The organism is Pseudomonas sp. FG98 (assembly GCF_057808595.1).
In genome coordinates, this window is the sequence record NZ_JBMDIJ010000003.1 from 1 (window position 1) to 26,568 (window position 26,568).

The 26,568-nt window shown below is 64.0% G+C and carries 13 protein-coding genes and 1 pseudogene; 8 read left to right on the forward strand and 6 right to left on the reverse strand.

Features of this window, described 5'->3' with window-relative positions; all coding sequences use genetic code 11:
- Positions 1-7,750, reverse strand: a 7,750-nt coding sequence (locus tag ACODSK_RS02945; RefSeq protein WP_489013753.1) for a retention module-containing protein, incomplete at its 3' end; no start/stop codon positions are given.
- A gap of 352 nt (positions 7,751-8,102) precedes the next feature.
- On the opposite strand from ACODSK_RS02945, the gene ACODSK_RS02950 reads away from it, so the two are divergent.
- From ACODSK_RS02950 to ACODSK_RS02960, 3 genes are read left to right on the forward strand one after another with little or no spacing between them, the layout of a single operon-like run.
- The gene (locus ACODSK_RS02950) at positions 8,103-9,452 is read left to right on the forward strand and encodes a TolC family outer membrane protein (RefSeq protein ID WP_489013754.1); all 1,350 of its coding nucleotides are present in this window, start codon (positions 8,103-8,105) and stop codon (positions 9,450-9,452) included.
- Positions 9,453-9,489: 37 nt separating this feature from the next.
- Entirely contained in the window at positions 9,490-11,643 is a 2,154-nt protein-coding gene (locus ACODSK_RS02955; protein ID WP_489013756.1) for a type I secretion system permease/ATPase, read from the forward strand.
- On the forward strand, positions 11,633-13,006 hold the full coding sequence (locus ACODSK_RS02960) for an HlyD family type I secretion periplasmic adaptor subunit (protein ID WP_489013758.1): 1,374 nt from the start codon (positions 11,633-11,635) through the stop codon (positions 13,004-13,006). The genes ACODSK_RS02955 and ACODSK_RS02960 overlap by 11 nt, the downstream gene beginning before the upstream one ends.
- 154 nt (positions 13,007-13,160) lie before the next feature.
- On the opposite strand, the gene ACODSK_RS02965 is transcribed toward ACODSK_RS02960, so the two are convergent.
- Positions 13,161-13,730 carry a xanthine phosphoribosyltransferase gene (locus ACODSK_RS02965; protein WP_489013760.1) on the reverse strand — a complete coding sequence of 190 codons (570 nt, stop codon included), beginning with the start codon at positions 13,728-13,730 and terminating at the stop codon, positions 13,161-13,163.
- Positions 13,731-13,795: 65 nt separating this feature from the next.
- Positions 13,796-15,805, reverse strand: coding sequence for a DNA helicase Rep (gene rep, locus ACODSK_RS02970; RefSeq protein WP_489013761.1), 2,010 nt, complete (start codon positions 15,803-15,805; stop codon positions 13,796-13,798).
- Between the two features lie 261 nt (positions 15,806-16,066).
- Between rep and ACODSK_RS02975 the strand changes: the two genes are divergently transcribed.
- Complete coding sequence (locus ACODSK_RS02975) at positions 16,067-17,731, forward strand: putative bifunctional diguanylate cyclase/phosphodiesterase (RefSeq protein WP_489013763.1); 1,665 nt, start codon at positions 16,067-16,069, stop codon at positions 17,729-17,731.
- Between the two features lie 109 nt (positions 17,732-17,840).
- Here ACODSK_RS02975 and ACODSK_RS02980 read toward each other — a convergent pair whose 3' ends face one another.
- Complete coding sequence (locus ACODSK_RS02980; protein WP_489013765.1) at positions 17,841-19,223, reverse strand: NorM family multidrug efflux MATE transporter; 1,383 nt, start codon at positions 19,221-19,223, stop codon at positions 17,841-17,843.
- 132 nt (positions 19,224-19,355) lie between these two features.
- On the opposite strand from ACODSK_RS02980, the gene ACODSK_RS02985 reads away from it, so the two are divergent.
- From ACODSK_RS02985 to ACODSK_RS02995, 3 genes and pseudogenes are all read left to right on the forward strand, one after another.
- Positions 19,356-20,300, forward strand: a complete 945-nt coding sequence (locus tag ACODSK_RS02985) for a LysR substrate-binding domain-containing protein (RefSeq protein WP_489013766.1) — start codon at positions 19,356-19,358, stop codon at positions 20,298-20,300.
- Between the two features lie 151 nt (positions 20,301-20,451).
- Positions 20,452-21,558: pseudogene (locus ACODSK_RS02990) on the forward strand (Cache 3/Cache 2 fusion domain-containing protein); the annotation flags it as partial.
- A 135-nt stretch (positions 21,559-21,693) separates the two neighbouring features.
- On the forward strand, positions 21,694-22,425 hold the full coding sequence (locus ACODSK_RS02995) for a methyl-accepting chemotaxis protein (RefSeq protein WP_489014054.1): 732 nt from the start codon (positions 21,694-21,696) through the stop codon (positions 22,423-22,425).
- A gap of 125 nt (positions 22,426-22,550) precedes the next feature.
- Here the strand turns inward: ACODSK_RS02995 and hglS are convergent, their stop codons facing one another.
- Together hglS and ACODSK_RS03005 are read right to left on the reverse strand one after the other, a co-directional pair.
- Positions 22,551-23,936: a 2-oxoadipate dioxygenase/decarboxylase HglS gene (gene hglS, locus ACODSK_RS03000; protein WP_489013768.1), complete on the reverse strand. Its 1,386-nt coding sequence runs from the start codon at positions 23,934-23,936 to the stop codon at positions 22,551-22,553.
- Between the two features lie 97 nt (positions 23,937-24,033).
- A complete protein-coding gene (locus ACODSK_RS03005) occupies positions 24,034-24,933 on the reverse strand; it encodes a LysR family transcriptional regulator (protein ID WP_489013770.1) in 900 nt (299 codons plus the stop codon).
- 141 nt (positions 24,934-25,074) lie between these two features.
- On the opposite strand from ACODSK_RS03005, the gene amaB reads away from it, so the two are divergent.
- Complete coding sequence (gene amaB / locus ACODSK_RS03010) at positions 25,075-26,565, forward strand: L-piperidine-6-carboxylate dehydrogenase (protein WP_489013772.1); 1,491 nt, start codon at positions 25,075-25,077, stop codon at positions 26,563-26,565.
- Positions 26,566-26,568: the final 3 nt, after the last annotated feature.

Sequence of the window (26,568 nt, forward strand, 5' to 3'; positions counted from 1 at the left end):
TGGTCGGCGTGCCGGCGGTTTCCAGATGTTCGTAGTTGCCGCCCGTGACGCCGGTAATGCTGTTGGTCAGTGGCGTGTTGGTGTTCAGGACGTTGTTTGGCGCGATGAAATCGACCGAGCCGCTCGACGCGTTGACCGGGATGGTGATGCTTTGACCGTTGGCCAAGCTGATGACCAGCGGCACGCCGGTTACAGGCGAGGTGACCGAGGCGGTGTAAGTGACGACGCCGCCTTCAACGGCCGAGGCCGTCGCAGTCAGGGTCACGGTGCTGGTGTCGATCGAGTCAGTAACTGCAGTCACGGCAGCAGTCGGGCTGACTTCAAGGTGCTCGAAATCACCACCGGTGGTACCGGTGATGGTGACGCTGACATTGCCGCCATCTACGTAAACGGTGTTAGCAGGAGCGGGGAAGGTAATCGAGCCTTCGCTCAAACCCTTACCGATGGTGATGGTCTCGCCATTGCTCAGCGAAATCTTCATCTCGGTGCCGGTGGGGTTGGTCAGGCGCGCGGTGTAGGTGATTTCACCGCCTTCCTGCACGGTGCCGCTGGCGGACAGGGTCAGGCCGGTGGTGTCCAGACGTGCTGGGTCATCGGTGACGACAGTGGTCGGAGTGCCGGCGGTTTCCAGATGCTCGTAGTTACCGCCCGTCACGCCAGTGATGCTGTTGGACAGTGGGGTGTTGGTGTTCAGTACGTTGTTTGGGGCGATGAAATCGACCGAACCGCTACTGGCATTCACTGGAATGGTGATCGACTGCCCGTTTGCCAGGCTGATGACCAGCGGGGTACCGGTGACCGGAGAGGTGACCGAAGCGACGTAGGTGACCACACCACCTTCGACTGCCGAGGCAGTCGCAGTCAGCGTGACAGTTGACGTATCGATGCTGTCGGTGACGGCAGTTACCGCAGCGGTTGGGCTGACTTCAAGGTGTTCAAAGTCGCCGCCAGCGGTGCCGGTGATAGTCACGCTGACATTGCCACCGTCCACATACACGGTGTTCTGCGGGGCCGGGAAGGTAATCGAACCTTCACTCAGGCCCTTGCCGATGGTGATGGTTTCGCCGTTACTCAGCGAAATCTTCATCTCGGTGCCGGTCGGGTTGGTCAGGCGAGCGGTGTAGGTGATCTCGCCACCTTCCTGCACGGTGCCGCTGGCCGACAGGGTCAGGCCGGTGGTGTCCAGACGAGCAGGGTCATCGGTGACAACGGTGGTCGGGGTGCCCGCGGTTTCCAGGTGCTCATAGTTGCCGCCAGTAACGCCAGTGATGCTGTTGGACAGCGGCGTGTTGGTGTTCAACACGTTGTTTGGCGCGATGAAATCAACCGAGCCGCTGCTGGAGTTCACTGGAATGGTGATCGACTGGCCGTTGGCCAGGCTGATAACCAGTGGGGTGCCAGTTACAGGCGAAGTGACCGAGGCAACGTAGGTGACCACGCCACCTTCAACAGCCGAAGCCGTTGCGGTCAGGGTCACGGTGCTGGTGTCGATCGAATCGGTGATAGCAGTTACAGCGGCGGTCGGGCTGACTTCGAGGTGCTCGAAGTCACCACCGGTAGTACCGGTGATGGTCACGCTGACATTGCCACCATCGACATAGACGGTGTTAGCAGGCGCTGGGAAGGTGATCGAACCTTCACTCAGGCCCTTGCCGATGGTGATGGTTTCGCCGTTGCTCAGCGAGATCTTCATCTCGGTGCCAGTTGGATTGGTCAGGCGGGCGGTGTAGGTGATTTCACCGCCTTCCTGGACGGTGCCGCTGGCCGACAGAGTCAGGCCGGTGGTGTCCAGACGAGCTGGATCGTCGGTCACGACGGTGGTTGGAGTGCCGGCGGTTTCCAAGTGTTCGTAATTGCCACCCGTCACGCCGGTGATGCTGTTGGTCAGTGGCGTGTTGGTGTTCAACACGTTGTTCGGGGCGATGAAGTCGACTGAACCACTCGAAGCATTGACCGGGATGGTGATCGACTGGCCGTTTGCCAGGCTGATGACCAGCGGGGTGCCGGTGACCGGGGAGGTGACCGACGCGACGTAGGTCACCACGCCACCTTCAACCGCCGAAGCCGTCGCGGTGAGAGTCACGGTGCTGGTGTCGATGCTGTCGGTGACGGCAGTGACAGCAGCGGTCGGGCTGACCTCGAGGTGCTCGAAATCACCGCCAGTAGTGCCGGTGATGGTGACGCTGACATTGCCACCATCGACATAGACGGTGTTCTGCGGTGCCGGGAAGGTGATCGAGCCTTCGCTCAGGCCTTTGCCGATGGTGATGGTCTCGCCGTTGCTCAGCGAGATCTTCATCTCGGTACCGGTTGGGTTGGTCAGGCGAGCGGTGTAGGTGATTTCGCCGCCTTCCTGCACGGTGCCGGAAGCCGACAAGGTCAGGCCGGTGGTGTCCAGACGAGCTGGATCATCGGTGACGACGGTGGTTGGAGTGCCTGCGGTTTCCAGGTGTTCGTAGTTGCCGCCAGTCACCCCGGTGATGCTGTTGGACAGCGGGGTGTTGGTATTCAGCACGTTGTTCGGCGCAATGAAGTCGACCGAGCCGGAGCTGGAATTTACAGGAATAGTGATCGACTGACCGTTAGCCAGGCTGATGACCAGCGGGGTGCCAGTGACCGGGGAAGTAACCGAAGCGACGTAAGTGACTACGCCACCTTCAACAGCACTGGCAGTGGCGGTCAGGGTGACAGTCGACGTATCAATCGAGTCCGTAACGGCAGTCACGGCAGCCGTTGGGCTGACTTCGAGATGCTCGAAGTCGCCACCGGTAGTGCCGGTGATGGTCACACTGACATTGCCGCCGTCGACATAAACAGTGTTCTGCGGTGCCGGGAAGGTAATCGAGCCTTCGGTCTGGCCTTTGCCGATAGTGATGGTTTCGCCGTTGCTCAGCGAGATCTTCATCTCGGTGCCAGTCGGGTTGGTCAAGCGGGCGGTGTAGGTAATCTCGCCGCCTTCCTGGACAGTGCCGCTGGCCGACAAGGTCAGGCCGGTGGTGTCCAGACGAGCTGGGTCATCGGTGACGACGGTGGTTGGCGTACCCGCAGTTTCCAGGTGTTCGTAGTTGCCGCCAGTCACGCCGGTGATGCTGTTGCTCAACGGAGTGTTGGTGTTGAGGACGTTATTCGGGGCAATGAAGTCGACCGAGCCACTCGAAGCATTCACCGGAATAGTGATGCTTTGGCCGTTAGCCAGGCTAATCACCAGCGGAACGCCAGTCACAGGCGAAGTGACCGAAGCGGTATAGGTCACTACGCCGCCTTCAACTGCCGAGGCGGTGGCGGTCAAGGTGACAGTCGACGTATCGATGCTGTCGGTGACTGCCGTCACGGCAGCGGTCGGGCTGACTTGAAGATGCTCAAAGTCGCCGCCGGTAGTGCCAGTTACCGTGACGCTGACATTACCACCATCGACATAGACGGTGTTAGCAGGAGCCGGGAAGGTAATCGAACCTTCGGTCTGGCCTTTACCGATAGTGATGGTCTCGCCATTGCTCAGCGAGATCTTCATTTCCGTGCCGGTCGGGTTGGTCAGGCGGGCGGTGTAGGTAATCTCGCCGCCTTCCTGGACGGTGCCGCTGGCCGAAAGGGTCAGACCGGTGGTGTCCAGACGAGCCGGATCATCGGTCACGACGGTGGTCGGCGTGCCAGCAGTTTCCAGGTGCTCGTAATTGCCACCCGTCACGCCGGTGATGCTGTTGCTCAGCGGCGTGTTGGTGTTGAGGACGTTATTCGGGGCAATGAAGTCGACCGAGCCACTCGAAGCATTCACCGGAATAGTGATGCTTTGGCCGTTAGCCAGGCTGATAACCAGTGGAACGCCAGTCACAGGCGAAGTGACCGAAGCGGTGTAGGTCACTACGCCGCCTTCAACTGCCGAGGCGGTGGCGGTCAAGGTGACAGTCGACGTATCGATGCTGTCGGTGACCGCCGTCACGGCAGCGGTCGGGCTGACTTCCAGATGCTCAAAGTCGCCGCCGGTAGTGCCAGTTACCGTGACGCTGACATTGCCACCATCGACATAGACGGTGTTAGCAGGAGCCGGGAAGGTAATCGAACCTTCGGTCTGGCCTTTGCCGATAGTGATGGTTTCGCCGTTGCTGAGCGAAATCTTCATCTCGGTGCCGGTCGGGTTGGTCAGGCGAGCGGTGTAGGTGATTTCACCGCCTTCCTGGACAGTGCCGGAAGCCGAAAGGGTCAGACCGGTGGTGTCCAGACGAGCCGGGTCGTCGGTCACGACGGTGGTCGGCGTACCCGCAGTTTCCAGGTGCTCGTAGTTGCCGCCAGTCACGCCAGTGATGCTGTTGCTCAACGGAGTGTTGGTGTTCAGCACGTTATTCGGGGCGATGAAGTCCACCGAGCCGCTGCTGGAGTTCACGGGAATGGTGATCGACTGACCATTGGCCAGGCTGATCACCAGCGGAGTACCGGTCACAGGCGAAGTGACGGAAGCGGTGTAGGTGACCACTCCACCTTCAGTGGCGCTCGGCGTCGCCGTCAGCGTGACAGTCGAGGTGTCGATGGTATCGGTGATCGCAGTCACCGCCGCCGCTGGATTGACCGCCAGTTGCTCGAAGTCGCCGCCCGTGGTGCCCGTGATGGTCACGCTAACATTGCCGGCATCCACATAAACCGTGTTCTGCGGCGCGGCGAAGGTGACGGTGCCTTCGGTCTGGCCCTTGGCGATGGTGATGGTTTCACCATTGCTCAGGCTGATCTTCATCTCGCTGCCGGCGGGATTGGTCAGGGTCGCGGTGTAGACGATCTGCCCACCTTCGCTGACCGAGCCGGTGGCGCTCAGGCTCAGGCCGGTACTGTCCAGGTTGCTCGGGTCGTCGGTGACCGTGGTGGTGGTCGTGCCACTGCCGGCGACGAGGTTCTCGTAATTGCCGCCGCTGACGCCGGTGATGCTATTGGTCAGCGGTGCATTGGTGACCAGCACGTTGTTCGGCGCGGTGAAGTCCACCGAGGCCGAGCTCTGGCCAACCGGAATGGTGATGCTCTGGCCATTGGCGAGACTCACCACGACCGCGCTGCCGGTGACTGGCGCGCCAACGGAGGCGGTGTAGGTGACCACACCACCCTCGGTCACGCTTGGCGTTGCCGTCAGGGTAACAGTGGTGGTGTCCAGGGTATCGGTAACGCTGGTCACGGCTGGAGTGCCGCTGACGTCCAGGTTCTCGAAATTGCCGCCTTCGACCCGGGTGACTGTAACGCTGACGTTTCCAGCACTTTTGTACACGTCGTCCAACGGCGCGGCGACGCTCACGCTGTTGCTGGTCTGGCCGGCGGCGATAACGATGCTGGCGCCGTTGGACAGGGTCACGGTGGTGGCGGTGCCGGCCGGGTTGCTCAAGGTCGCGGTATAGACGATCTGCCCGCCCTCGGCCACGGAGCCGGTGGCGCTCAGGGTCAGGCTGGTGGTGTCGGTGCTTTCGCTGACGCTGGTCACCGCCGGGGCCGGGTTGGCCACCAGGCTTTCGAAGTTGCCGCCGCTGACGCCGGTGATGGTGGTGCTGACCGGGGTTTCGCCCTTGTACACATCGTTCGGCGCAGTGAACTGCACGCTGGCGCTGGAACTGCCGACCGGAATGGTGATGGTCTGGCCGGTGGACAGGGTGACGACCACCGGTGCACCGGTCACCGGCGAGGTGACGCTGGCGGTGTAGGTGATCACGCCGTTTTCCGCCACGCTCGGGGTAGCACCCAGGCTGACGGTGGTGGTGTCGGTGGAGTCGGTGACAGTGGTCACGGCCGGGGCCGGGTTGGCCACCAGGCTTTCGAAGTTGCCGCCGGATACGCCGGTGATGGTGGTGCTGATCGGCGCGGCGCCATTGTAGACGTCGTTCGGTGCGGTGAACTGCACGCTGCCGCTGGTACCGCCGACGGGAATGGTGATGGTCTGGCCGTTGGACAGAGTGACGATCACCGGAGCGCCGGTGACCGGCGAGGCGACGCTGGCGGTGTAGGTGATCACACCGTTCTCGGCGACGCTCGGGTTGGCGCCGAGGCTGACGGTGGTGGTGTCGGTGGAGTCGGTGACAGTGGTCACGGCCGGAGCCGGGTTGGCCACCAGGCTTTCGAAGTTGCCGCCGGACACGCCGGTGATCGTGGTGCTGACAGGCGTGGCGCCGTTGTAGACATCGTTCGGCGCGGTGTACTGCACGCTGCCGCTGGAGCTGCCGACCGGGATGGTGATGGTCTGGCCATTGGACAGGGTGATGACCACCGGTGCACCGGTCACCGGCGAGGTGACGCTGGCGGTATAGGTGATGACACCGTTTTCCGCCACGCTGGCACTGGCGCCGAGGCTGACGGTGGTGGTGTCGGTGGAGTCGGTGACAGTTGTCACGGCCGGGGCCGGGTTGGCCTCCAGGTTTTCGAAATTACCGCCGGTCACACCGGTGATGGTGGTGCTGATCGGTGCGGCGCCGTTGTAGACGTCGTTCGGTGCGGTGAATTGCACGCTGCCGCTGGTGCTGCCGACCGGAATGGTGATGGTCTGGCCATTGGACAGGGTGACCACCACCGGCGTGCCGGTGACCGGCGAGGCGACGCTGGCGGTGTAGGTGATGACACCGTTTTCCGCCACGCTGGCACTGGCGCCGAGGTTGACGGTGGTGGTGTCGACAGAATCGTTGATAACGGTGACGGCAGGCGTGGTATTCGGTACCAGGTTCTCGAAGTTGCCGCCCGATGTCCCCGTGATCGTCACGCTGACGCTGCTGCCGTTGGCATACACGTCATTGGCCGGGGTCTGTACCTGCACGCTGCCGCTGGACTCGCCAGCGGCGATGGTGATCACCGCGCCGTTGGACAGGGTGATGGTGACCGGAGTCTGCGCCGGATTGTTCAGGCTGACGGTGTAGGTGATCGCGCCGCCTTCGGTCACGCTGCTGCCAGCGGTCAGGCTCGCAGTGGTGGTGTCGAGGGTATCGGTGATGGTGGTGACCGCCGGCGTGGTGCTCGGGGTGATGTTCAGACCATCGCCACCCGTGGTGCCGGTAATGGTGACGGAGATCTGGCGGTCGTCGATATAGACGTTATCGCTGGCTGGAATCGCGACGCTGATACTGCCCGTCAATTGACCGGCGGCGATCACGATGACCTGGCCGTTGGACAGCGTGACGCGGGTTTCGCTTGTGGCGGCCTGGGTCAAGGTCGCGGTGTAGACCACCGAGCCGCCAGCCTCGGAAACGTTTGGCGTTGCGCTCAGGGTCAGACCGCTGTCGACCAGGACCGCAGTGGCCAGGGTCTGATTGGTTGTGTCGTCCGTTCCGGTGAGTTCGTTATCCAGCTCTGCGGCGAACGTCAGACCCTCGGTCTGGTAACCGATTACTGGCGCCACCGATCCGGCAACCTCTTCCAGCATCACCACGCTATGGCCGCCACCCGGGGCACCGCTGCCCTCGGATTGAGGGCCCGCAGCGGTCGCTTCGAGATCCTTGGTCGGGTCGGCACCGGCAGCGATGGCTTGCTGCAGCTCTTCTACCGAGGGCGCGGCTTGTGCGGTCGCTTCTTCAAGGTCGGTGCTGGAGGCGGGAGCGTCGGCGCTCCACTGGGTCTCGCGGCCCAGATCGATAGTACGACCGTCGGTCAGTTCGAGGGTCACGGCACCGGCAGGCCCCGTCAAAACCTGGTCGCCAGCAAACAGGCGATCACCTTCGATAAGGACACGTTGGATCCCTTCCTGGGAAACGGCGACGACCTGGCCAACAACACGTTTGACGATGGCGACAACACTGCTCATGACACTCTCCGAACTAACCGTTCAATGTGGCTTCCATACGCAATTGGGCTGATGTTTGCCGCTATCTGCTTGGAATGTTTCGCAAAGCACTACGAATTTGATTTATGTCAATTTTATGGCTTTTGCAGGATTCGAAATCTTTTTAGTCAAACTATTGACCCTAAGGTCGGCATCCTAAACAATCGGCTGACTAATGTCACATTGATATTTCAACAGGTGAAGACCCCGTGATCTGTGACAGGGTTCTCACTAGGAAATTTCCGACACGCGGCTTCCTTTATAGCCAGTTTTTGGCGTGTTGCCATGTCTTGCTCTGTTGTGGGACACCCCGTCCCTAGGGAAGAAAAACGAAATGCGTCGCACCGTATTGACTGCCTTGCCCCTCGCCTTGTTCGCCTCCTTCAGCTCTGCACAAACCCTGCCGCAAGCCATGCAACAGGCGCTTGAAGCGCACCCGGAAGTCCAGGCGGGGATCAACGGTCGTCTGGCCGCCGACAAGCAGGTGCGCATCGCCCAGGGGGGCTACCTGCCCAAGGTCGACGTACTGGCCGGCTATGGCCGTGAAAGCACCGACAGCCCGAGCACCCGCGCCGCTGGCGGCAGCCACTCGGAAACCCTGAATCGCGGCGAGTCGAGCCTGCGCCTGCGGCAGATGGTGTTCGACGGTTTTGCGACGTCAAGCGAAGTGGGGCGTCAACAAGCCACCGCCAATGCTCGGGCGTATGCCTTGCTCAACGTCTCCGAGCGCACTGCCCTGGAAACCGCCAAGGTCTACATCGACGTGCTGACCCGCCGTGGCATGGTCCGCCTGGCCGAGGACAACCTGCGCAGCCACGAGCGCATCTACGACCAGATCCAGTTGCGCACCTCCCGCGGGGTCGGGCGCCAGGCCGACATGGACCAGGCCGAAGCCCGTCTGGCCTCGGCAAAAAACAACCTGTTGACGGAACAAACCAACCTCGCCGATGCACAAACCAATTACCTGAGTGTCGTTGGTCAACTGCCCGATGAGCTGAGCCCGCCCCCGCCCTTCATCGACCTGCTGCCCGCGACCCTCGACGAAGCCCGCCAGCAAATGGTCGAGAGCAACCCGGCCCTGCGCTCGGCGGAATCGGACATCGCCGCAGCCGACAAGCAGTACGACGCGGCAAAGTCGAGGTTCTACCCGCGCTTCGACGCCGAGCTGGACCGCAGTGCCAACAACGACGTAGACGGCATCAACGGGCACAACAACGAGTGGCAGGCCATGTTGCGCATGAGCTTCAACCTGTACGACGGCGGCAGCGACAAGGCTGACCTGGAATCCAAGGCCTATCAGGCCAGCCAGGCCCTGGATATTCGCAACAACGCCTTGCGTCAGCTCAACGAGGAGTTAGGCTTGGCGTGGAATGCTATGCAGAACGCTGACGCGCAGGTGCCGATCGCCCAGCAATATGTCGATCACAGCAGCAAGGTACGCTCGGCCTACCAGAGCCAGTTCAGCCTGGGTGAGCGCTCGCTGCTCGACCTGCTCGACAGCGAGAACGAGTTGTTTACTGCCCAGCGTCGCCTGGCCGAAGTGAAGAGCGTTCAGCTGTTTACTCAGTACCGGATCACGGCGACCATTGGCCAACTGCTCAGGAGCCAGGGCGTGGTAGCGCCGATGGCAACGGTTGTGCAGAACGATCTCAAGCCCAGGGTGAACCTGCCTGGGCTGAACTGATAGCCAACAGTCCTTTCAAGCCAGCAAGGAAGTCCGCGTGGATTCATCTGTCAGCAGAAATATCACCCATGACCCGCGAAGCCTGCACGACGACCCGCTGCTGGACAGCCTGCTGTCGCTTTGCGTGTTGCACCAGAAACCGGCCAGCCGGGCCATGCTCACCACCGGCCTGCCGCTGCCGTCGCAGCGCCTGAGCCCCGAACTGCTGTCGCGGGCTGCGGCACGGGCCGGGCTGCAGGGGCGCCTGTTGCAGCGCAAGCTGGAGCACATCCCGGCCATCGCCATGCCCACCATGCTCCTGCTCAAGGGTGGGCGCAGCACCGTGCTGCTGGGCTGGGAGAACGAAAACACCGCGCGCCTGCTGCTCAGCGAGAGCGATGGCGGCGAGGTGCATGTCAGCCGCGAAGCGCTGGAAGCGGACTACGCCGGGCGGGTGTTCTTCGCCCAACCGCAGCACAAGTTCGACGTCAACCACGGCAACCTCATCCCGCGCGCCCGCTCCTGGTTCCGCGACACCCTCAAGCGCTCGCGCTGGCTGTACGCCGATGCCATCGCCGCCAGCCTGATCATCAACATCATCGCCATGGCCGCGCCGCTGTTCGTGATGAACGTCTACGACCGTGTGGTACCGAACCAGGCCACCTCGACCCTGTGGGTGCTGGCCATCGGCATCACCGGCGCCTATGTCTTCGACCTGATCCTCAAGGGCCTGCGCAGTCTCTGCCTCGATCTTGCGGGGAAAAAGACCGACCTGATCATTTCCGCCACGCTGTTCGAGCGCATCGTCGGCATGTCGATGAAGTTCCGCCCCGCGCGGGTCGGCAGCTTTGCCCAGAACATCCATGAGTTTCAGGGCCTGCGCGACTTCCTCGCTTCGCTGACCTTGGCCAGCCTGATCGACCTGCCGTTCACCCTGCTGATCCTGATGGTGATCGGCATCATCGGTGGGCACCTGGTGTGGATCCCGGTGGTCGCCTTCCCGTTGGCGCTGGGTATCGGCTACGCCTTGCAGAAGCCGCTCACCGCGACCCTGGAGCGCACCATGGCCCTGGCCTCCGAGCGCCAGTCGAGCCTGATCGAAACCCTCGCCGGTCTCGACGCGGTCAAGGTCAACAACGCCGAAAGCGAACGCCAGTACATGTGGGAGCAGACCATCGGCACCCTCAGCCGCCTGGAACTGCGGGTGAAAGTGCTGTCCGGCCTGGCGATGAACATCACCCTGCTGATCCAGCAGATGGCCGGCGTGACCCTGATCTGCTTCGGCGTCTACCAGATCATGGCCGGCAACCTCAGCATGGGCGGCCTGATCGCCTGCTACATGCTCAGCGGCCGCGCCCTGGCGCCGCTGGGGCAACTGGCCGGTCTGCTGACCCGCTACCAGCAGGCCAAGGTGACCATGGTCTCCACCGACCAGATGATGGAGCTGCCGCAGGAGCGCAACTTCGAGGAACGTCCGCTGAGCCGTCAGGTATTGCAGGGCGCCCTGGAATTCCGCGGCGTCGACTTCACCTACCCGAACCAGCAGAACCTCGCGCTGAAGAACATCAACCTGGCCATCCGCCCGGGCGAGAAGGTCGGCATCATCGGCCGCAGCGGCTCGGGCAAGAGCTCGCTGGCCAAGCTGGTGGTGGGCCTGTACGAGGCCGACGCCGGCTCGTTGCTGGTCGATGGCGTGGATATTCGCCAGATCGACGTCAGCGAGCTGCGTCACAACCTCGGCTATGTGCCCCAGGACATCCAGCTGCTCGCCGGTACCCTGCGCGACAACCTGGTCAGCGGTGCCCGCTACGTCGAAGACGAGATGGTCCTGCAGGCCGCCGAGCTGGCCGGTGTTCACGAATTCGCCCGCCTGCACCCGCAAGGCTATGAGTTGCAGGTAGGTGAGCGCGGTCAGAACCTCTCCGGCGGCCAGCGGCAGAACGTCGCCCTGGCCCGTGCGCTGTTGCTCAACCCGCAGATCCTCCTGCTCGACGAGCCGACTGCTGCCATGGACAACACCGGTGAAGAGCGCCTCAAGCAGCGCTTGCAGGCGGTGATCGAGAACAAGACCGTGGTGCTGGTGACCCACCGCGCCTCGTTGCTGACCCTGGTCGATCGCCTGATCGTCATCGACCGCGGCCAGATCGTTGCGGACGGCCCGAAAGCCGCTGTCATGGATGCACTGAAGAAGGGGCAGATCAGTGTTGCTTAAGTCTGGAGTGGGACGCTTCAAGGACACCCTGCGCGGCTATTTCAAGGGCTCGCAATCCTTCGGCGGTGAGCCGCTGCCGGAGGTCAACAAGGCACTGGTGGAAGACGCCCCGCGCATCGTGCGGCTGACCATCTGGGGGATTATCTGCTTCTTCCTGTTCCTGGTGCTGTGGGCCAACTTCGCCGTGCTCGACGAAGTCACCCGGGGCGACGGCAAGGCGATTCCCTCGTCGAAGCTGCAGAAGATCCAGAACCTCGAGGGCGGTATCGTCTCCGAGATCTTCGCCCGCGAAGGCGAAGTGGTCGAAGCCGGCGCGCCGCTGTTGCGCCTGGACGCTACCCGGTTCGTCTCCAACGTCGGCGAAACCGAGGCCGATCGCGTGGGCCTGGCCCTGCGCGTCGAGCGCTTGAGCGCCGAGGTCGAGGACCGGCCGCTGAACATCGATGCCGAACTGCGCAAGGCGGCGCCGAGCCAGGCGAGCAACGAGGAGTCGCTGTACAACAGCCGTCGCCAGCAACTGCAGGATGAAATCGGCGGCCTGCAGGAGCAGTTGGTACAGCGGCAACAGGAACTGCGCGAGTTCTCCTCCAAACAGGCCCAGTACCGCAACAGCCTGCAACTGCTGCGCCAGGAAATCGGCATGTCCGAGCCGCTGGTGGCGCAGGGCGCGGTATCCCCGGTGGAAGTGCTGCGTCTCAAGCGCGCCGAAGTGGAAAACCGTGGCCAGCTGGATGCCACTTCCCTGGCCATTCCGCGTGCCGAGTCGGCGGTCAAGGAAGTCGAGCGCAAGATCGATGAGACCCGCGGCAAGTTCCGCAGTGACGCGCTTACCCAACTCAACGAAGCCCGCACCGACCTGAGCAAGACCGAAGCCACCGGCAAGGCCCTGGAAGACCGGGTCAGCCGGACCCTGGTCACCTCGCCGGTGCGCGGTATCGTCAAGCAGGTGCTGGTCAACACCATCGGCGGTGTGATCCAGCCGGGCAGTGACCTGGTCGAGATCGTCCCGCTGGATGACACCTTGCTGGTGGAAGCGCGGATCCGCCCGCAGGACATCGCCTTCCTGCACCCGGGGCAGGAAGCCATGGTCAAGTTCACCGCCTATGACTTCACCATCTACGGCGGGCTCAAGGCCAAGCTGGAACAGATCGGTGCCGACACCATCACCGACGAAGAAGGCAATACCTTTTACCTGATCAAGCTGCGCACTGATCGCAGCCACCTGGGCAGCGACGAGAAGCCCCTGCTGATCATCCCGGGGATGGTCGCCTCGGTGGACATCATCACCGGCAAGAAGAGCGTGCTGAGCTACCTGCTCAAACCGATCATCCGCGCCCGGGCCGAGGCCTTGCGCGAACGCTGAGGGCCTCATCGCTGGCAAGCCAGCTCCCACAAGACCTGTGGGAGCTGGCTTGCCAGCGATAGGGCCCTCACAGGCATCACAGACCTCCAGATATGAAAAAGCCCGCCGCCACATCACTGTGACGGCGGGCTTTTGACATCCGGCAGGGATCAGGTCAGAGGAAGGTGACCTGACCACCTTCCAGCGACTTGACCCGGGCCAGCGATTCGACGCGGTAGCCCTGGGCATCCAGCTCGGCACGGCCGCCCTGGAACGACTTCTCGATGACGATACCCAGGCCGGCTACGGTCGCACCGGCCTGCTTGATGATCGAGATCAGCGCCTGGGACGCCTTGCCGTTGGCCAGGAAGTCGTCGATTACCAGCACGCGGTCGCTGCTGTTGAGGTGGCGCGGCGAGATGGCCACGGTGTTTTCGGTCTGCTTGGTGAAGGAGTACACCGACGCGGTCAGCAGGTTTTCGGTCAGGGTCAGGGACTGGTGCTTGCGCGCGAAGATCACCGGAACGCCCAGCTTCAGGCCGGTCATCACCGCCGGGGCAATGCCCGAGGCTTCGATGGTGACGATCTTGGTCACGCCGGAGTCGGCGAACAGGCGGGCGAACTCGTCGCCGATCAGCGCCATCAGCGCCGGATCGATCTGATGGTTGAGAAACGCATCGACTTTCAGGACCTGATCGGAAAGCACGATGCCTTCTTCGCGAATCTTCTGGTGCAGTGCTTCCACTGGTGTTTCCTCGGATGTAAGCAAAAGGCCCCGGCATGGGCCAGGGCGATTGAAAGGGTGATTATCTACCGTTTGAGCATGGCGCGGATATCGGCGAGCGCCGTATTGCCGCGTGCCGCCTTGACCTCAACCGGTGCGTCGTCCAGGCCTTCCCAGGCCAGATCGTCTTCCGGCAGCTCATCCAGGAAGCGGCTCGGCGAACAATCGATGATCTCGCCGTACTGCTTGCGCTTGGCGGCGAAGGTGAAGGCCAGGGTCTGCCGGGCCCGGGTAATGCCGACGTACGCCAGGCGGCGCTCTTCCTCGATGGTGTCGGCTTCGATGCTGGAGCGGTGCGGAAGGATCTCTTCCTCCATGCCCATGATGAACACGTAGGGGAATTCCAGGCCCTTGGACGCATGCAGGGTCATCATCTGCACGCCCTCGGCGCCTTCTTCCTCTTCCTGCTGGCGCTCCAGCATGTCGCGCAGTACCAGCTTGCCGATGGCGTCCTCGATGGTCATCTCGCCGTCTTCGTCCTTCTCCAGCGTGCTTTTCAGCGCGTCGATGAGGAACCAGACGTTGCCCATGCGGAAGTCCGCGGCCTTGTCGCTGGAGCTGTTGCTGCGAATCCAGGTTTCGTAGTCGATGTCCATCACCATGCTGCGCAGCGCGGCGATCGGATCTTCCAGGGCCACCTGCTCGCGAACCTTGTCCATCCAGGTCTTGAAGCGGTGCAGGCGGTCGGTGAAGCGGCTGTCCAGATGTTCGCGCAGGCCCAGCTCCTCGCTGGCGGCGTACATCGAGATCTTGCGCTCGGTGGCGTAGTTGCCGAGCTTTTCCAGGGTGGTCGAGCCGATTTCCCGGCGCGGCACGTTGATCACCCGCAGGTAGGCGTTGTCGTCGTCCGGGTTCACCAGCAGGCGGAAGTAGGCCATCAGGTCCTTCACTTCCTGGCGGCCGAAGAAGCTGTTGCCGCCGGACAGGCGATACGGCACCTGGTGGTGCTGCAGCTTCAGCTCGATCAGCTTGGCCTGATAGTTGCCGCGATAGAGGATGGCGAAATCGCTATAGGGGCGGTCGGTGCGCAAGTGCAGGCTGAGGATCTCCATGGCCACCCGCTCGGCCTCGGCTTCCTCGTTCTTGCAGCGGATCACGCGGATCTCGTCGCCGTGGCCCATCTCGCTCCACAGCTGCTTCTCGAAGGCGTGGGGATTGTTCGAGATCAGCACGTTGGCGCAGCGCAGGATGCGGCTGGTGGAGCGATAGTTCTGCTCCAGCATGACCACCTTCAGCGACGGGTAGTCGTCCTTCAGCAGCATCAGGTTTTCCGGCCGGGCGCCGCGCCAGGCGTAGATCGACTGGTCGTCGTCGCCGACCACGGTGAACTGGTTGCGCGTGCCGATCAGCATCTTCACCAGCAGGTACTGGCTGGCGTTGGTGTCCTGGTATTCGTCCACCAGCAGGTAGCGCACGCGGTTCTGCCACTTTTCCAGGATGTCGGTGTGTTCTTCGAACAGCTTCACCGGCAGCAGGATCAGGTCGTCGAAGTCCACCGCGTTGAACGCCTTGAGCGTGCGCTGGTAGTGGGTGTAGACGATGGCAGCGGTCTGCTCCTTGGGATTGCGCGCCTTCTCCAGGGCCTCGGCGGGCAGGATCAGGTCGTTCTTCCAGGCGCCGATCATGTTCTTGATCTCGTCGACGCCGTCGTCCCCGGAGTACTCCTTCTGCATGATGTCGGTCATCAGCGCTTTCACGTCGGTTTCGTCGAAGATCGAGAAACCGGGCTTGTAGCCCAGGCGCACGTGTTCCTTGCGGATGATGTTCAGACCGAGGTTATGGAAGGTGGAGACCGTCAGGCCGCGGCCCTCGCCCTTGCGCAGCAGGGTGCCGACCCGCTCCTTCATCTCCCGCGCGGCCTTGTTGGTGAAGGTCATGGCCACGATGTACTGGGCGCGGATCCCGCAGTTCTGGATCAGGTGGGCGATCTTGCGGGTGATCACGCTGGTCTTGCCGGAGCCTGCGCCGGCGAGTACCAGGAGCGGGCCGCCGACGTAGTTCACGGCTTCTTGCTGCCGGGGATTGAGTCGGGACATGACGGAAACCGGGGGTGGCTGAAAAATAGCCGCGCAGTTTAACAGGGCTTCGCCGTGATGGCGCGACCGTCTGACAGTGTGATGCAGCACAATATCTAAATTTGCCGGCTCTGCTACTTTCCATCAGGATGCACCCCCGAATGGATGGATTTCCTCGGCGACACTTATTTCAAGTGAAAATCATTTACATTGACGTCTCTGTCACCAATGATGCGCCCGGCACCCAGACTGCGTTCGCGTACTGCTAACTAAGGAGAGAGCTTGTCTACGCCTGCCGAACCGTTGCGTTTGCTCCTGCTGGCGGAAGAGCCCGAGTGGGCGCTTGCCCTCGGCGAGTCTCTGTTGCCGCTGGCGGGCTCGGCGGTATTGCTGACGGCTCCCAGTTGGGATTCGGTGGACAGCCTGTTCGCCCGCGACCGCAATGCCGTGGTCCTGGCCACGCCGGGCCGCCAGCCGGCGCCGGGGCGCTGCGACCTGCCGATGATCCTGTTGCTCGACGCCGAACCGGCGAAGGCGCCACCGGGCGTCAGCGACTGGCTGGTACGCGGGCAACTGGGCAGCGACACGCTGCGCCGCTGTCTGCGTCATGTTCGCGAGCGCGGCGTGCTGGAAGCCACCCTGCAGCGCCTGGCCGAGGAAGACCCGCTCACCGGCATCGCCAACCGTCAGGGTTTCCAGACCCTGCTGACCGCGCGCCTGGCCGAGAATGATGGCCGCGGCGTGGCTCTCGGTCATCTCGATCTCGACAATTTCCGCCACGCCAACGACGCCCTGGGCCACCAGGGTGGCGACCGCCTGATCCTGCAAGTGGTCGGTCGTCTCAAAAGCCAGTTGGAAGCCGGTGACCGCGTCGCCCGCCTGGGCAGCGACGAATTCGCCCTGCTCATCGACACCCGCCGCGAGCCGCAGCGTGCCGAGCGGGTGGCCGAGCGCATCGTCGAGGCCCTGGCCGAACCGTACTGGATCGATGGCGAAAGCCTGCTGATCGGTTGCAGCCTTGGTGTCGCTCATGCCCGCGCCCAGGCCGGCGCCGACCCGCTGATGTGGCATGCGCACATCGCCATGCAGCAGGCCAAGGGCGTACACGGCTGTACCTATCACATCTTCGACGAGCGGATTAACCGCAACGCCCGCAGCCTCGCCGACCTCGAAGGCGAACTGCGCCGGGCCCTGCGCCGCGACGAGCTGGAGCTGCACTACCAGCCGCGCCTGGACCTGGAAGAAGGGCGCATCGTCGGCCTCGAAGCGCTGGTGCGCTGGCGCCATGCCGAACGCGGCCTGCTGCCACCGAGTGAATTCGTGCCGCTGGCCGAGCAGAGCGGGCTGATCGTGCCTCTGGGCTACTGGGTGATTTCCCGGGCCTTGCGGGATATGCAGATTCTCCGCGAACGCGGTCTGACGCCGTTGCACATGGCGGTCAACCTGTCGTTCCGCCAGTTCCAGGACAGCCAGTTGCTGGCGACCCTGAGCCGCCTGATCGTCCAGCACGGTGTCGATGCGCGCTGGCTGGAGTTCGAACTCACCGAAACAGCGGTGATGCGCCGCAATGACCTGGTCAAGCAGACCATGGATGCCCTCGGGCGCCTGGGCGTGCGTTTCTCGCTGGACGACTTCGGTACCGGGTTCTCGTCTTTCGTCCACCTCAACAGCCTGCCGATCGCCTTGCTCAAGGTCGACCGCAGCTTCGTCGGCGGCATGGAAGAGCGCGAGGAAAACCGCAAACTGGTGCACGCCATGATCAACCTGGCGCACAACCTTCATCTGGAAGTGGTTGCGGAAGGGGTGGAGACCGAGGAACAACTGGACCTGCTGCGCAGCTTCGGCTGCGACCAGGTGCAGGGTTACCTGATCAGCAAGCCGCTGGCGATCGAGCCGCTGGTGGAGTATCTGCTGCTGGCGGCGGCGCAACGGCCGGTTGCTCTGTAAGCCTTGAGGGCCTCATCGCCGGCAATCGGATCGCCGCCCGGCCGGCTCCCACAAGGTCCGGCGGTGTTCGCGATACCTGTGGGAGCCGGCGTTGCCGGCGATGAGGCCCTCACGACCGAACCGGAACCCCCAGCCCCACCCCACCAATCATCCGCTTCATCCGCCACTCGAACGCCAGCGTCAGACTCACCGCCGCAAATGCCAGCCCCAGGGCCAGCCCCCACCACACCCCGACCGCGCCCATCCCCAGCGAAAACGCCATCACCCAGGCCGCTGGCGCGCCGATCAGCCAGTAGCAGCACAGGCCCACCAGGAAGGTGGTCCGGGCGTCCTTGAGCCCACGAATCGAGCCCATTGCCACCGTCTGGATCCCGTCGAACAGCTCGAACCAGGCCGCCACCATCAACAGACTCACTGCCAACTGGGCCACCCCGGCGAATGCCGGATCCTCCAGGTCAAGGAACAGGCCCACCAGCGGCTCGGGCGCGACCCAGAACAGCACCGAGAACCCAAGCATCACTGCTGCACCAAAGCCGATCCCGACCCGGCCGGCATGCCGCGCCGCCAGCAGGCGGTCGGCGCCGTAGTGCAGGCCGACGCGCATGGTCACCGCATAGGACAGCCCCGCCGGGATCATGAAGGCCGTCGACACGATCTGCAGGGCAATCTGGTGTGCGCCCAGTTCGGTACTGCCCATGGTCCCCATGCACAGCGCGGCGAAGGCGAACAGGCCGACCTCCACGGTATAGGTGCCGCCAATTGGCAGGCCCAGCCGCCACAGCTCGCGCAGCGCGGGTATGGACGGGCGCGACAGGTTCCTGCGGATCGGGTAGGGCGCATAGGCCGGATGCCGGCGGATATACAGGGCCAGGGCCACCGCCATGCAGTTGGCGACGATCGCGGTCACCAGGCCGATGCCCACCAGCCCCAATTTGGGCAGGCCGAACATGCCTTCGATCAGCGCGTAGTTGAGCAGGAAGTTGACCACCGTCCCCACCAGGCTGATGACCATCACCGGCGACGAGCGTCCCAATGCACTGGTGAAGCCGCGCAAGGCCATGAAGGTCAGGTAGCCGGGCAGGGCGAACGGCAGCAGGAGCAGGAAGTGCCCGGCATTCTCGACGTTGCCGGGCGTCTGCCCGAGCAGCAACAGCACCGGCCCGAGGTTCCACAGCACCAGCGCCGCGACCAGCGCCATGGCCCAGCCCAGCCAGAGCCCGGCCTGGGTCAGGCGGGTGGCGCCTTCGCTGTCGCCGGCACCATGGCGGATGGCGACCAGGGTGCCCACTGCGGCGATCACGCCGAGGCAGAAGATCGACACGAACGAATAGCTCGCCGCCCCCAGTCCGCCGCCGGCCAGCGCTTCGGGGCTGATCCTGGCCATCATCAGGGTGTCGGTGAGCAGCATCAGCATGTGCGCCAACTGCGAGGCAATCAGCGGCCCGGCCAGCCGCAACAGTGCCTTGAGTTCATGGGTTGGCGCCGCCTGCATGGTCGAATCCCTCGGTGAATGGTGTGACAAGCCCACAATTCTCGACCTTTGCGCAGTCCCGCACAAAAGGATAAAAACGATCACTGGCATGACTAAAACTCATGCGAAGATCGCGACTTCCGGAGGTCATCCATGTCCCAGCGTCTTCCCCCGTTGTATGCCCTGCGCGCCTTCGAGGCAGCCGCGCGGCACAGTTCGTTCACCCGCGCCGCCGATGAGCTGAACATCACCCAGAGCGCGGTGAGCCGGCATATCCGCACCCTGGAAGAGCATTTCGCCTGCCGCCTGTTCATCCGCAGCGGCCGCAGCCTGCAACTCAGCGAGGCGGCGCGTTTGCTGCTGCCCGGCGTGCGCGAGGGCTTCGGCGCCCTGGAGCGGGCCTGCAGCACCCTGCGCAGCGAGGAAGGCGTGCTGCGCATGAAGGCGCCCTCGACCCTGACCATGCGCTGGCTGCTGGCGCGCCTCAGTCGCTTCCGCCACTTGCAGCCGGGCAACGAGGTGCAACTGACCAGCGCCTGGATGGATGTCGACCATGTCGACTTCAACCATGAGCCCTTCGACTGCGCCGTGCTCCTGGGTGACGGGCATTTCCCGCCGGACTGGGAGGTCAGTTGCCTGTTCTCCGAATGGCTGGTGCCGGTCGGTGCGCCGGAGTTGCTCAAGGACGGCCCGTGGAACGTGGACAAGCTGGCCGCCTGCGAACTGCTCCACCCGACCCCGGACAAGCGTGACTGGCGCACCTGGCTGGCGCGCATGGACCTCACCGAGCAGGTCTCGCTCAAGGGTGGCCAGGTGTTCGACACCCTCGAACTGGGCATGATCGCCGCCGCGCGGGGCTATGGCGTGTCCATGGGCGATCTGCTGATGGTTGCCGAGGATGTCGCCCAGGGCCGTCTAAGCTTGCCCTGGCCGTCGGCGGTAGCCAGCGGACTGGACTACTATCTGGTCTGGCCGCGCACCCGTCCCGGTGGCGAACGGTTGCGGCGCCTGAGCGACTTCCTGCAAGGCGAAGCACGGGCAATGCAGCTGCCAGATGTGGAAACGCTGCGGGCAAATGCAGCCAACAGCGGCGAATGAACGTTTGCGCGAAAAATAACCGCGCCCTGTACTCAAGTAATGCCGGTCGAAGCCGAACTATCACCCAAGGGCCCGGGATGAGGCCCATGTGACCCGCCCCATCGTGCCCCGCGATCAGGATGATCCCGGCCTCAGTTCGCCAGGAGTTTTCATGTCTCGACCCCGTGCCCGGATTGCCTCGCAGCTCGGCCTTGCGCTTGCCGCCGTACTCGCCGTCGTCATCACCGGCAGTACCCTGTTCGCCCTGCGCTCCCTCGACCACGCCAACCTGATCACCCGCCAGGAACACCTGACCAGCGAGGCGCGCCTGCTGGCCGACCAGCTCGGCACCTTCCACGACTCCCTGCGGGAAAGCACCCAGCGCCTGGCCGGTCTGTTCGAGAAGCGTTTCAACGGCCTGACCCTGCAGGCCGGGACCTCGATTCCGGTAGCCGGCGTCGCCACGCCCGGGCTGTTCCTCGATGGCCAGGCGCTGAACAACGATTTCAGCGAGGTTGACGAATTCCGCCAGATGACCGCCGGCGTGGCCACGGTGTTCGTGCGCAGCGGCGACGACTTCGTGCGCATCAGCACCTCGCTGACCAAGCAGGACGGCAGCCGCGCCATCGGCACCCTGCTCGACCGGCAGAGCCCGGCCTACGGGCGGATCATGGCTGGCCAGCCCTATGTCGGCCGCGCGCTGCTGTTCGAGCGCTTCTACATGACCCAGTACACCCCGGTGCGTGACGCCAGCGGCCAGGTCATCGCCATCCTCTTCGTCGGCTTCGACTACACCGACGCGCAGAAAAGCCAGTTCGACAACCTCAAGCGCTTCCGCATCGGCCAGACCGGCTCGCTGGCGCTGCTGGACGAGAAGAACCAGTGGCTGGTCGCCCCGGCTGGTGCCAGTGGCCACGAAGACATCGCCGCGCAATTGGCCGCGCGCCCCGGCCAAGGCCAGTTCTGGGACGACGGTAGCGAGGAGTTGTACAGCGTGGCCATGCCGTTTGCCGGCGGCCCCTGGACAGTGGTAGCGAGCATGCCCGAGAAGGAAATCCGCGCCGTGACCTGGAGCGTCGGTACCCGCCTGGCCATCGGCAGCCTGCTGGCGATGCTGCTGGCCGTGGGCGCCACGCTCTGGCTGCTGCGCCGTAAGCTGCGCCCGCTGAGCGACCTGGTGCACCAGGCCGAAGCCCTTGGCGCCGGCGATCTGGATGTGCGCCTGAAGGTCACCAGCCACGACGAAATCGGCCAGCTCGCCGCCAGTTTCAACCATATGGGCGATGCCCTGGCCAACATGGTCCTGCGCATCCGCGAGGCGGCGCAGCAGGTGGGTGATCGCGCCCATGCTCTGGCGGGCATGTCGTCCGGCGCCTATGAAGGCATGGAGCAGCAGTCCGGCGAGATCAACAGCATGGCCGGCGCGGTGGAAGAGTTCAGCGCCACCTCGCTGAACATCGCCGACAGCATGGGCAACACCGAGCGCATGGCCCAGGACAACGCCCAGCAGACCCGTATCGGTCGTTCATCGATGGACGAGGCCTCGGCCTCCCTGCAACAGATCGCTGCGGCGTTGGGTGATACCGCCAAGGTGATCGACGTGCTGGGTACCCGTTCCCAGGAAATCGGCGGCATCGTCGGGGTGATCACCGCGATTGCCGAGCAGACCAACCTGCTGGCGCTCAATGCTGCCATCGAAGCCGCGCGGGCCGGCGAGCAAGGGCGCGGTTTTGCCGTGGTCGCCGATGAAGTGCGCAGCCTGGCGGCGCGTACCCGCCAGGCCACCGACGAAATCTCGGTGATGATCGACAGCGTGCAGCAGCAGACCGGCAATGCCATCAGCACCATGGAGCAGGGCAACCGCCTGATGCGCGAAGGCCTGGAGCGCAATGCCCGGGTCGCCGAGGCGCTGGCACGGATCGACGAGCAAAGCCGCAGTGCCGGCGAGCAGTTCGCCTCGATCACCACCGCCACCCACGAGCAGAGTTCCACCGCGACGTTGCTCAGCAGCAACCTGCAAAGCATCGCCCTGGCCAACAGTGAACAGCGGGAAGTGGCGAGCAATCTGGCCGCGACTGCGCGGGAGCTGGAAGGGCTGGCGGGGCAGCTGCGTGAAGAGGTGGATCGCTTCCGCGTAGGTCACTGAGCGCTGGACTGGGTTGTTGCTGATGGCCTCATCGCCGGCAAGCCGGCTCCCACCGGGGCTGCGGTGCACGCGGACCTGTGGGAGCTGGCTTGCCAGCGATGAGGCCGGCATGAGCAAAAATGTTGTCAGGCCGGGCCTGTGTTTGGCCGGTTCAAGGCCTCGGCGCAGGCAGCTAGGGAGCGCCGTTCACTCTCCGCATACAACCCCAGCTCATCCTGCACCCCCATGCCCAAGGCCTGCTCAAAGGCCTCGCGATTGGCATTGCTGCCATATTCCGCCTGCCCGTCATCACCCAGATTGGACTGGAAGATCCCCGCCGCACTGACCGGCAGGAAATCCTCGTAGACCAGCGCCTCGTAGTGGATATGCCCCGCCTCGATCAGCCCTTCCAGGGTGTCCGGTCGCTCCGTCGCCGCCAGCCCCTTTTCTGTCGGGAAGTAGCGGAAATACGCCAGTCCCTGCTCGCGCATCTGCCGCAGGTCATCCGGAAACGCCCGGAATTGCTCGGCCAGCAGGCTCATGTAGCGATCGGCATTGCTCTCCGCCGGCACCCCGCCCAGCGCGTCGCGGGTGGCGTCGAGCAGTTGGTCGTAGAGCTGGCGGCCCTTGGGCGTGAGTGCTGCGCCACGTTGTTCGATCTCGCCGAAACGGGCGGTATGACTGCCTGCGGCATCGCTGAAGGCGATGGTTTCCTGCAATGCCTTGAAGCTGGTCTGGCGCAGCAGGATCGGGTGGCGACGGGTAGGCGGACCCTCGATCACCGCCTTGGGTGGAATGCCCGCCGCCGGCATGCCCAACTGGATCGCATCGATATCCAGGGTGCGCGGCGTCAGGTGGTTGATATGCGGGCCCTTGAACGCCACCACGTCGGCGATCAGGCGGTGCTGGTCGTGCAGTTGCTGGTATTGCTGCGCGCTGACCGTTGCTTCGTGGTGCCAGCGGAAGGTATGCAGGGCTTCCTCGACGAATGCGCTGGCATCGGCTTCGTTCAGGCCGCCATCGCGCTCGCTCTGCGCGATCAGCTCCAGCGCCCGAGGGGTGAAGATCTGCCGCTTCTCGAGAATGGAGCGGGCCAGCTCGCGCAAGGCCGGGTCGTCGATCAGTTCCAGGCGCAGCAACGAGGTGAACACCCGGAACGGGCTGATATGCAGCGCCTGCTCGTGCACCGGGCGGAACGCGGTGGAATGCACCGGAACCCCGGCGGAACTGAGGTCGTAATAGCCCACCGGGTGCATGCCCATCACCGCGAACAGGCGGCCGATGGTGGCCAGCTCCGCCGCCGTGCCGACGCGGATGGCGCCGTGGCGTTCCTGGTCGAGGCGTTCGACTTCGCCGGTCCAGCGCAGCGCCTCGGCGACTTCCGGGCGCATCGCCATCACCTGCCGGTTGACCTCGCTCACCAGCGTCAGCAGCGTGCCGTAGAGCGGTACCTCCTGCTTGTACATAAGCGACATGGCGGCGGAGAACCGCGCGCGGATGCGGTCCGGGCTGACGAAATCTTGAGCGGGCATCGCAAGCTTCCTGGTGAGTGGTCGGGCACCCCTACATGAAAACGAGGAATGCTGATCGACTTCAAGCGAAAAAAAGTCGAGCAGTCATTCCGTAAATTCAGGACTTGCTCGCCGCTACTTGTTCGGCGATCCAGTCCACCAGGCTGCGCACCTTGGGCACTTCGGCGGCGTGTTCGGAGAACGCCAGGAAGTGCGCGCCGTTGCTGCGCATGCGATGGGCCCAGGGCACCACCAGCTTGCCTTCGGCGAGGTCGGCCTCGGCCAGGTAACTCGGCACCAGGGCCACGCCGCAGCCAGCCTGGGCAGCGCTCAGGCACATATGGAAGGTGTCGAAGCGCGGGCCGTGGTAGCTGTTGGGCGAGTGCAGGCCCTGTTCGAGAAACCACTCGTGCCAGGCCTCCGGACGGGTGGTGCTTTGCAGCAGGACGAAGTCCGACAGCTCGCTGGCATCGCCCAGAGCACGGTCCTGCAACAGCTCCGGCGCGCACACCGGCAGCACCTCCTCGCCGAACAGCTCGATGCAGGTCGCCCCCGGCCAGGTACCCTGGCCATAGAAGAACACCACGTCGGCCTTGGCCTGGAGCAGGGAGAACGGCTCCATTTCGTTGCGGATATCCAGGTGGATGTTCGGATGGCGCTTGCCGAAGCCCTTCAGGTGCGGGATCAGCCAGCGCACGCCGAAGCTGGGCTGGGTGGCGACCTTGAGCACTTCGGTCTGCTCGCCGTAGGACATGATGTAGCGGCTCGACATGTCGACCTGGGTGAGGATCTTGTTCACCTCGGCCAGGTACAGGGCGCCGGCCGGGGTCAGTTGCAGGCGGCGGCGTATGCGCAGGAACAGGTGATGGCGGAGCATCTCCTCCAGTTGCGCCACCTGCTTGCTCACCGCGCTCTGGGTCAGGTGCAGCTCCTCGGCGGCGCGGGTGAAGCTCAGGTGTCGGGCAGCGGCTTCGAAGCATTGCAGGGCGGCCATCGATGGCACCAGGCGTTTGGACATGGCGGTGGCTCCAGAGGCCGAAAGATCATTACCTGACGGAATGATGTGCGGAATAAAGGTCGTTTGTTGCGCCAGAGTGATCGGATTAATACTGATCCCCAACAACGATTACAACCTTTCACCGCCTTGCAGGAGAACAAAATGGTTGATGGACTGCTTGACCGCCTGGGTGTCCCGGCCAGTGCCTACACCAACGGCAACCATCCCGTTCACACCCCGATCGATGGCAGCGTGATCGCCTCGGTGCAACTGGAGCCGGCCTCGGCCGTAGGGGCGAAGATCGCCCAGGCCCAGCAGGCTTTCGAGGCCTGGCGCACGGTACCGGCGCCGCGTCGCGGCGAGCTGGTGCGCCTGTTTGGCGAAGTGCTGCGCGAGTACAAGGCCGATCTCGGCGAGCTGGTTTCGGTGGAAGCCGGCAAGATCACCCAGGAAGGCCTGGGCGAAGTGCAGGAAATGATCGATATCTGCGACTTCGCCGTCGGCCTGTCGCGTCAGCTCTACGGCCTGACCATCGCCTCCGAGCGCCCCGGCCACCACATGCGTGAAAGTTGGCACCCGCTGGGCGTGGTCGGCGTCATCAGCGCCTTCAACTTCCCGGTCGCGGTGTGGGCGTGGAACACCACCCTGGCGCTGGTCTGCGGCAACGCCGTGGTGTGGAAGCCGTCGGAAAAGACCCCGCTGACTGCCCTGGCCTGCCAGGCGCTGTTCGAGAAAGCCCTGGCGAAATTCGGTGATGCGCCGGCTGGCCTGAGCCAGGTGATCATCGGTGATCGCGATGCGGGCCAGGCGCTGGTGGACGACCCGCGCGTGCCGCTGGTCAGCGCCACCGGCAGCACCCGCATGGGTCGCGAAGTCGGGCCACGGGTCGCCGCGCGCTTCGGCCGCAGCATCCTTGAACTGGGCGGCAACAACGCCATGATCCTCGCCCCCAGTGCCGACCTCGACCTGGCCGTGCGCGCCGTGCTGTTCAGCGCCGTCGGTACTGCCGGGCAGCGCTGCACCACCCTGCGCCGGGTGATCGTGCACCGTTCGGTGAAGGACGAGGTGGTCGCCCGGGTCAAATCCGCCTACGGCAAGGTGCGTATTGGCGATCCGCGGGAAGGCAATCTGATCGGGCCGCTGATCGACAAGGCGTCCTACCAGGCCATGCAGGACGCCCTGGCCCGTGCCCGTGACGAGGGCGGCCAGGTATTTGGCGGCGAGCGCCAGTTGGCCGAGCAGTACCCGAATGCCTATTACGTGGCGCCGGCCATCGTCGAGATGCCGGGCCAGACCGAGGTGGTGCGTCATGAGACCTTCGCGCCGATTCTGTATGTCATGGCCTACGACGATTTCGACGAAGCGCTGCGCCTGAACAACGAAGTGCCGCAAGGCCTGTCCTCGTGCATCTTCACCACCGACCTGCGCGAGGCCGAGCGCTTCCAGAGCGCGGCGGGCAGTGACTGCGGCATCGCTAACGTCAATATCGGCACCAGCGGTGCGGAGATCGGCGGGGCCTTTGGTGGCGAGAAGGAGACTGGTGGTGGTCGGGAATCGGGTTCCGATGCCTGGAAGGCCTATATGCGCCGGCAGACCAATACCGTGAACTACTCCCGCGAGTTGCCGTTGGCGCAGGGGATCGTGTTCGACTGATTG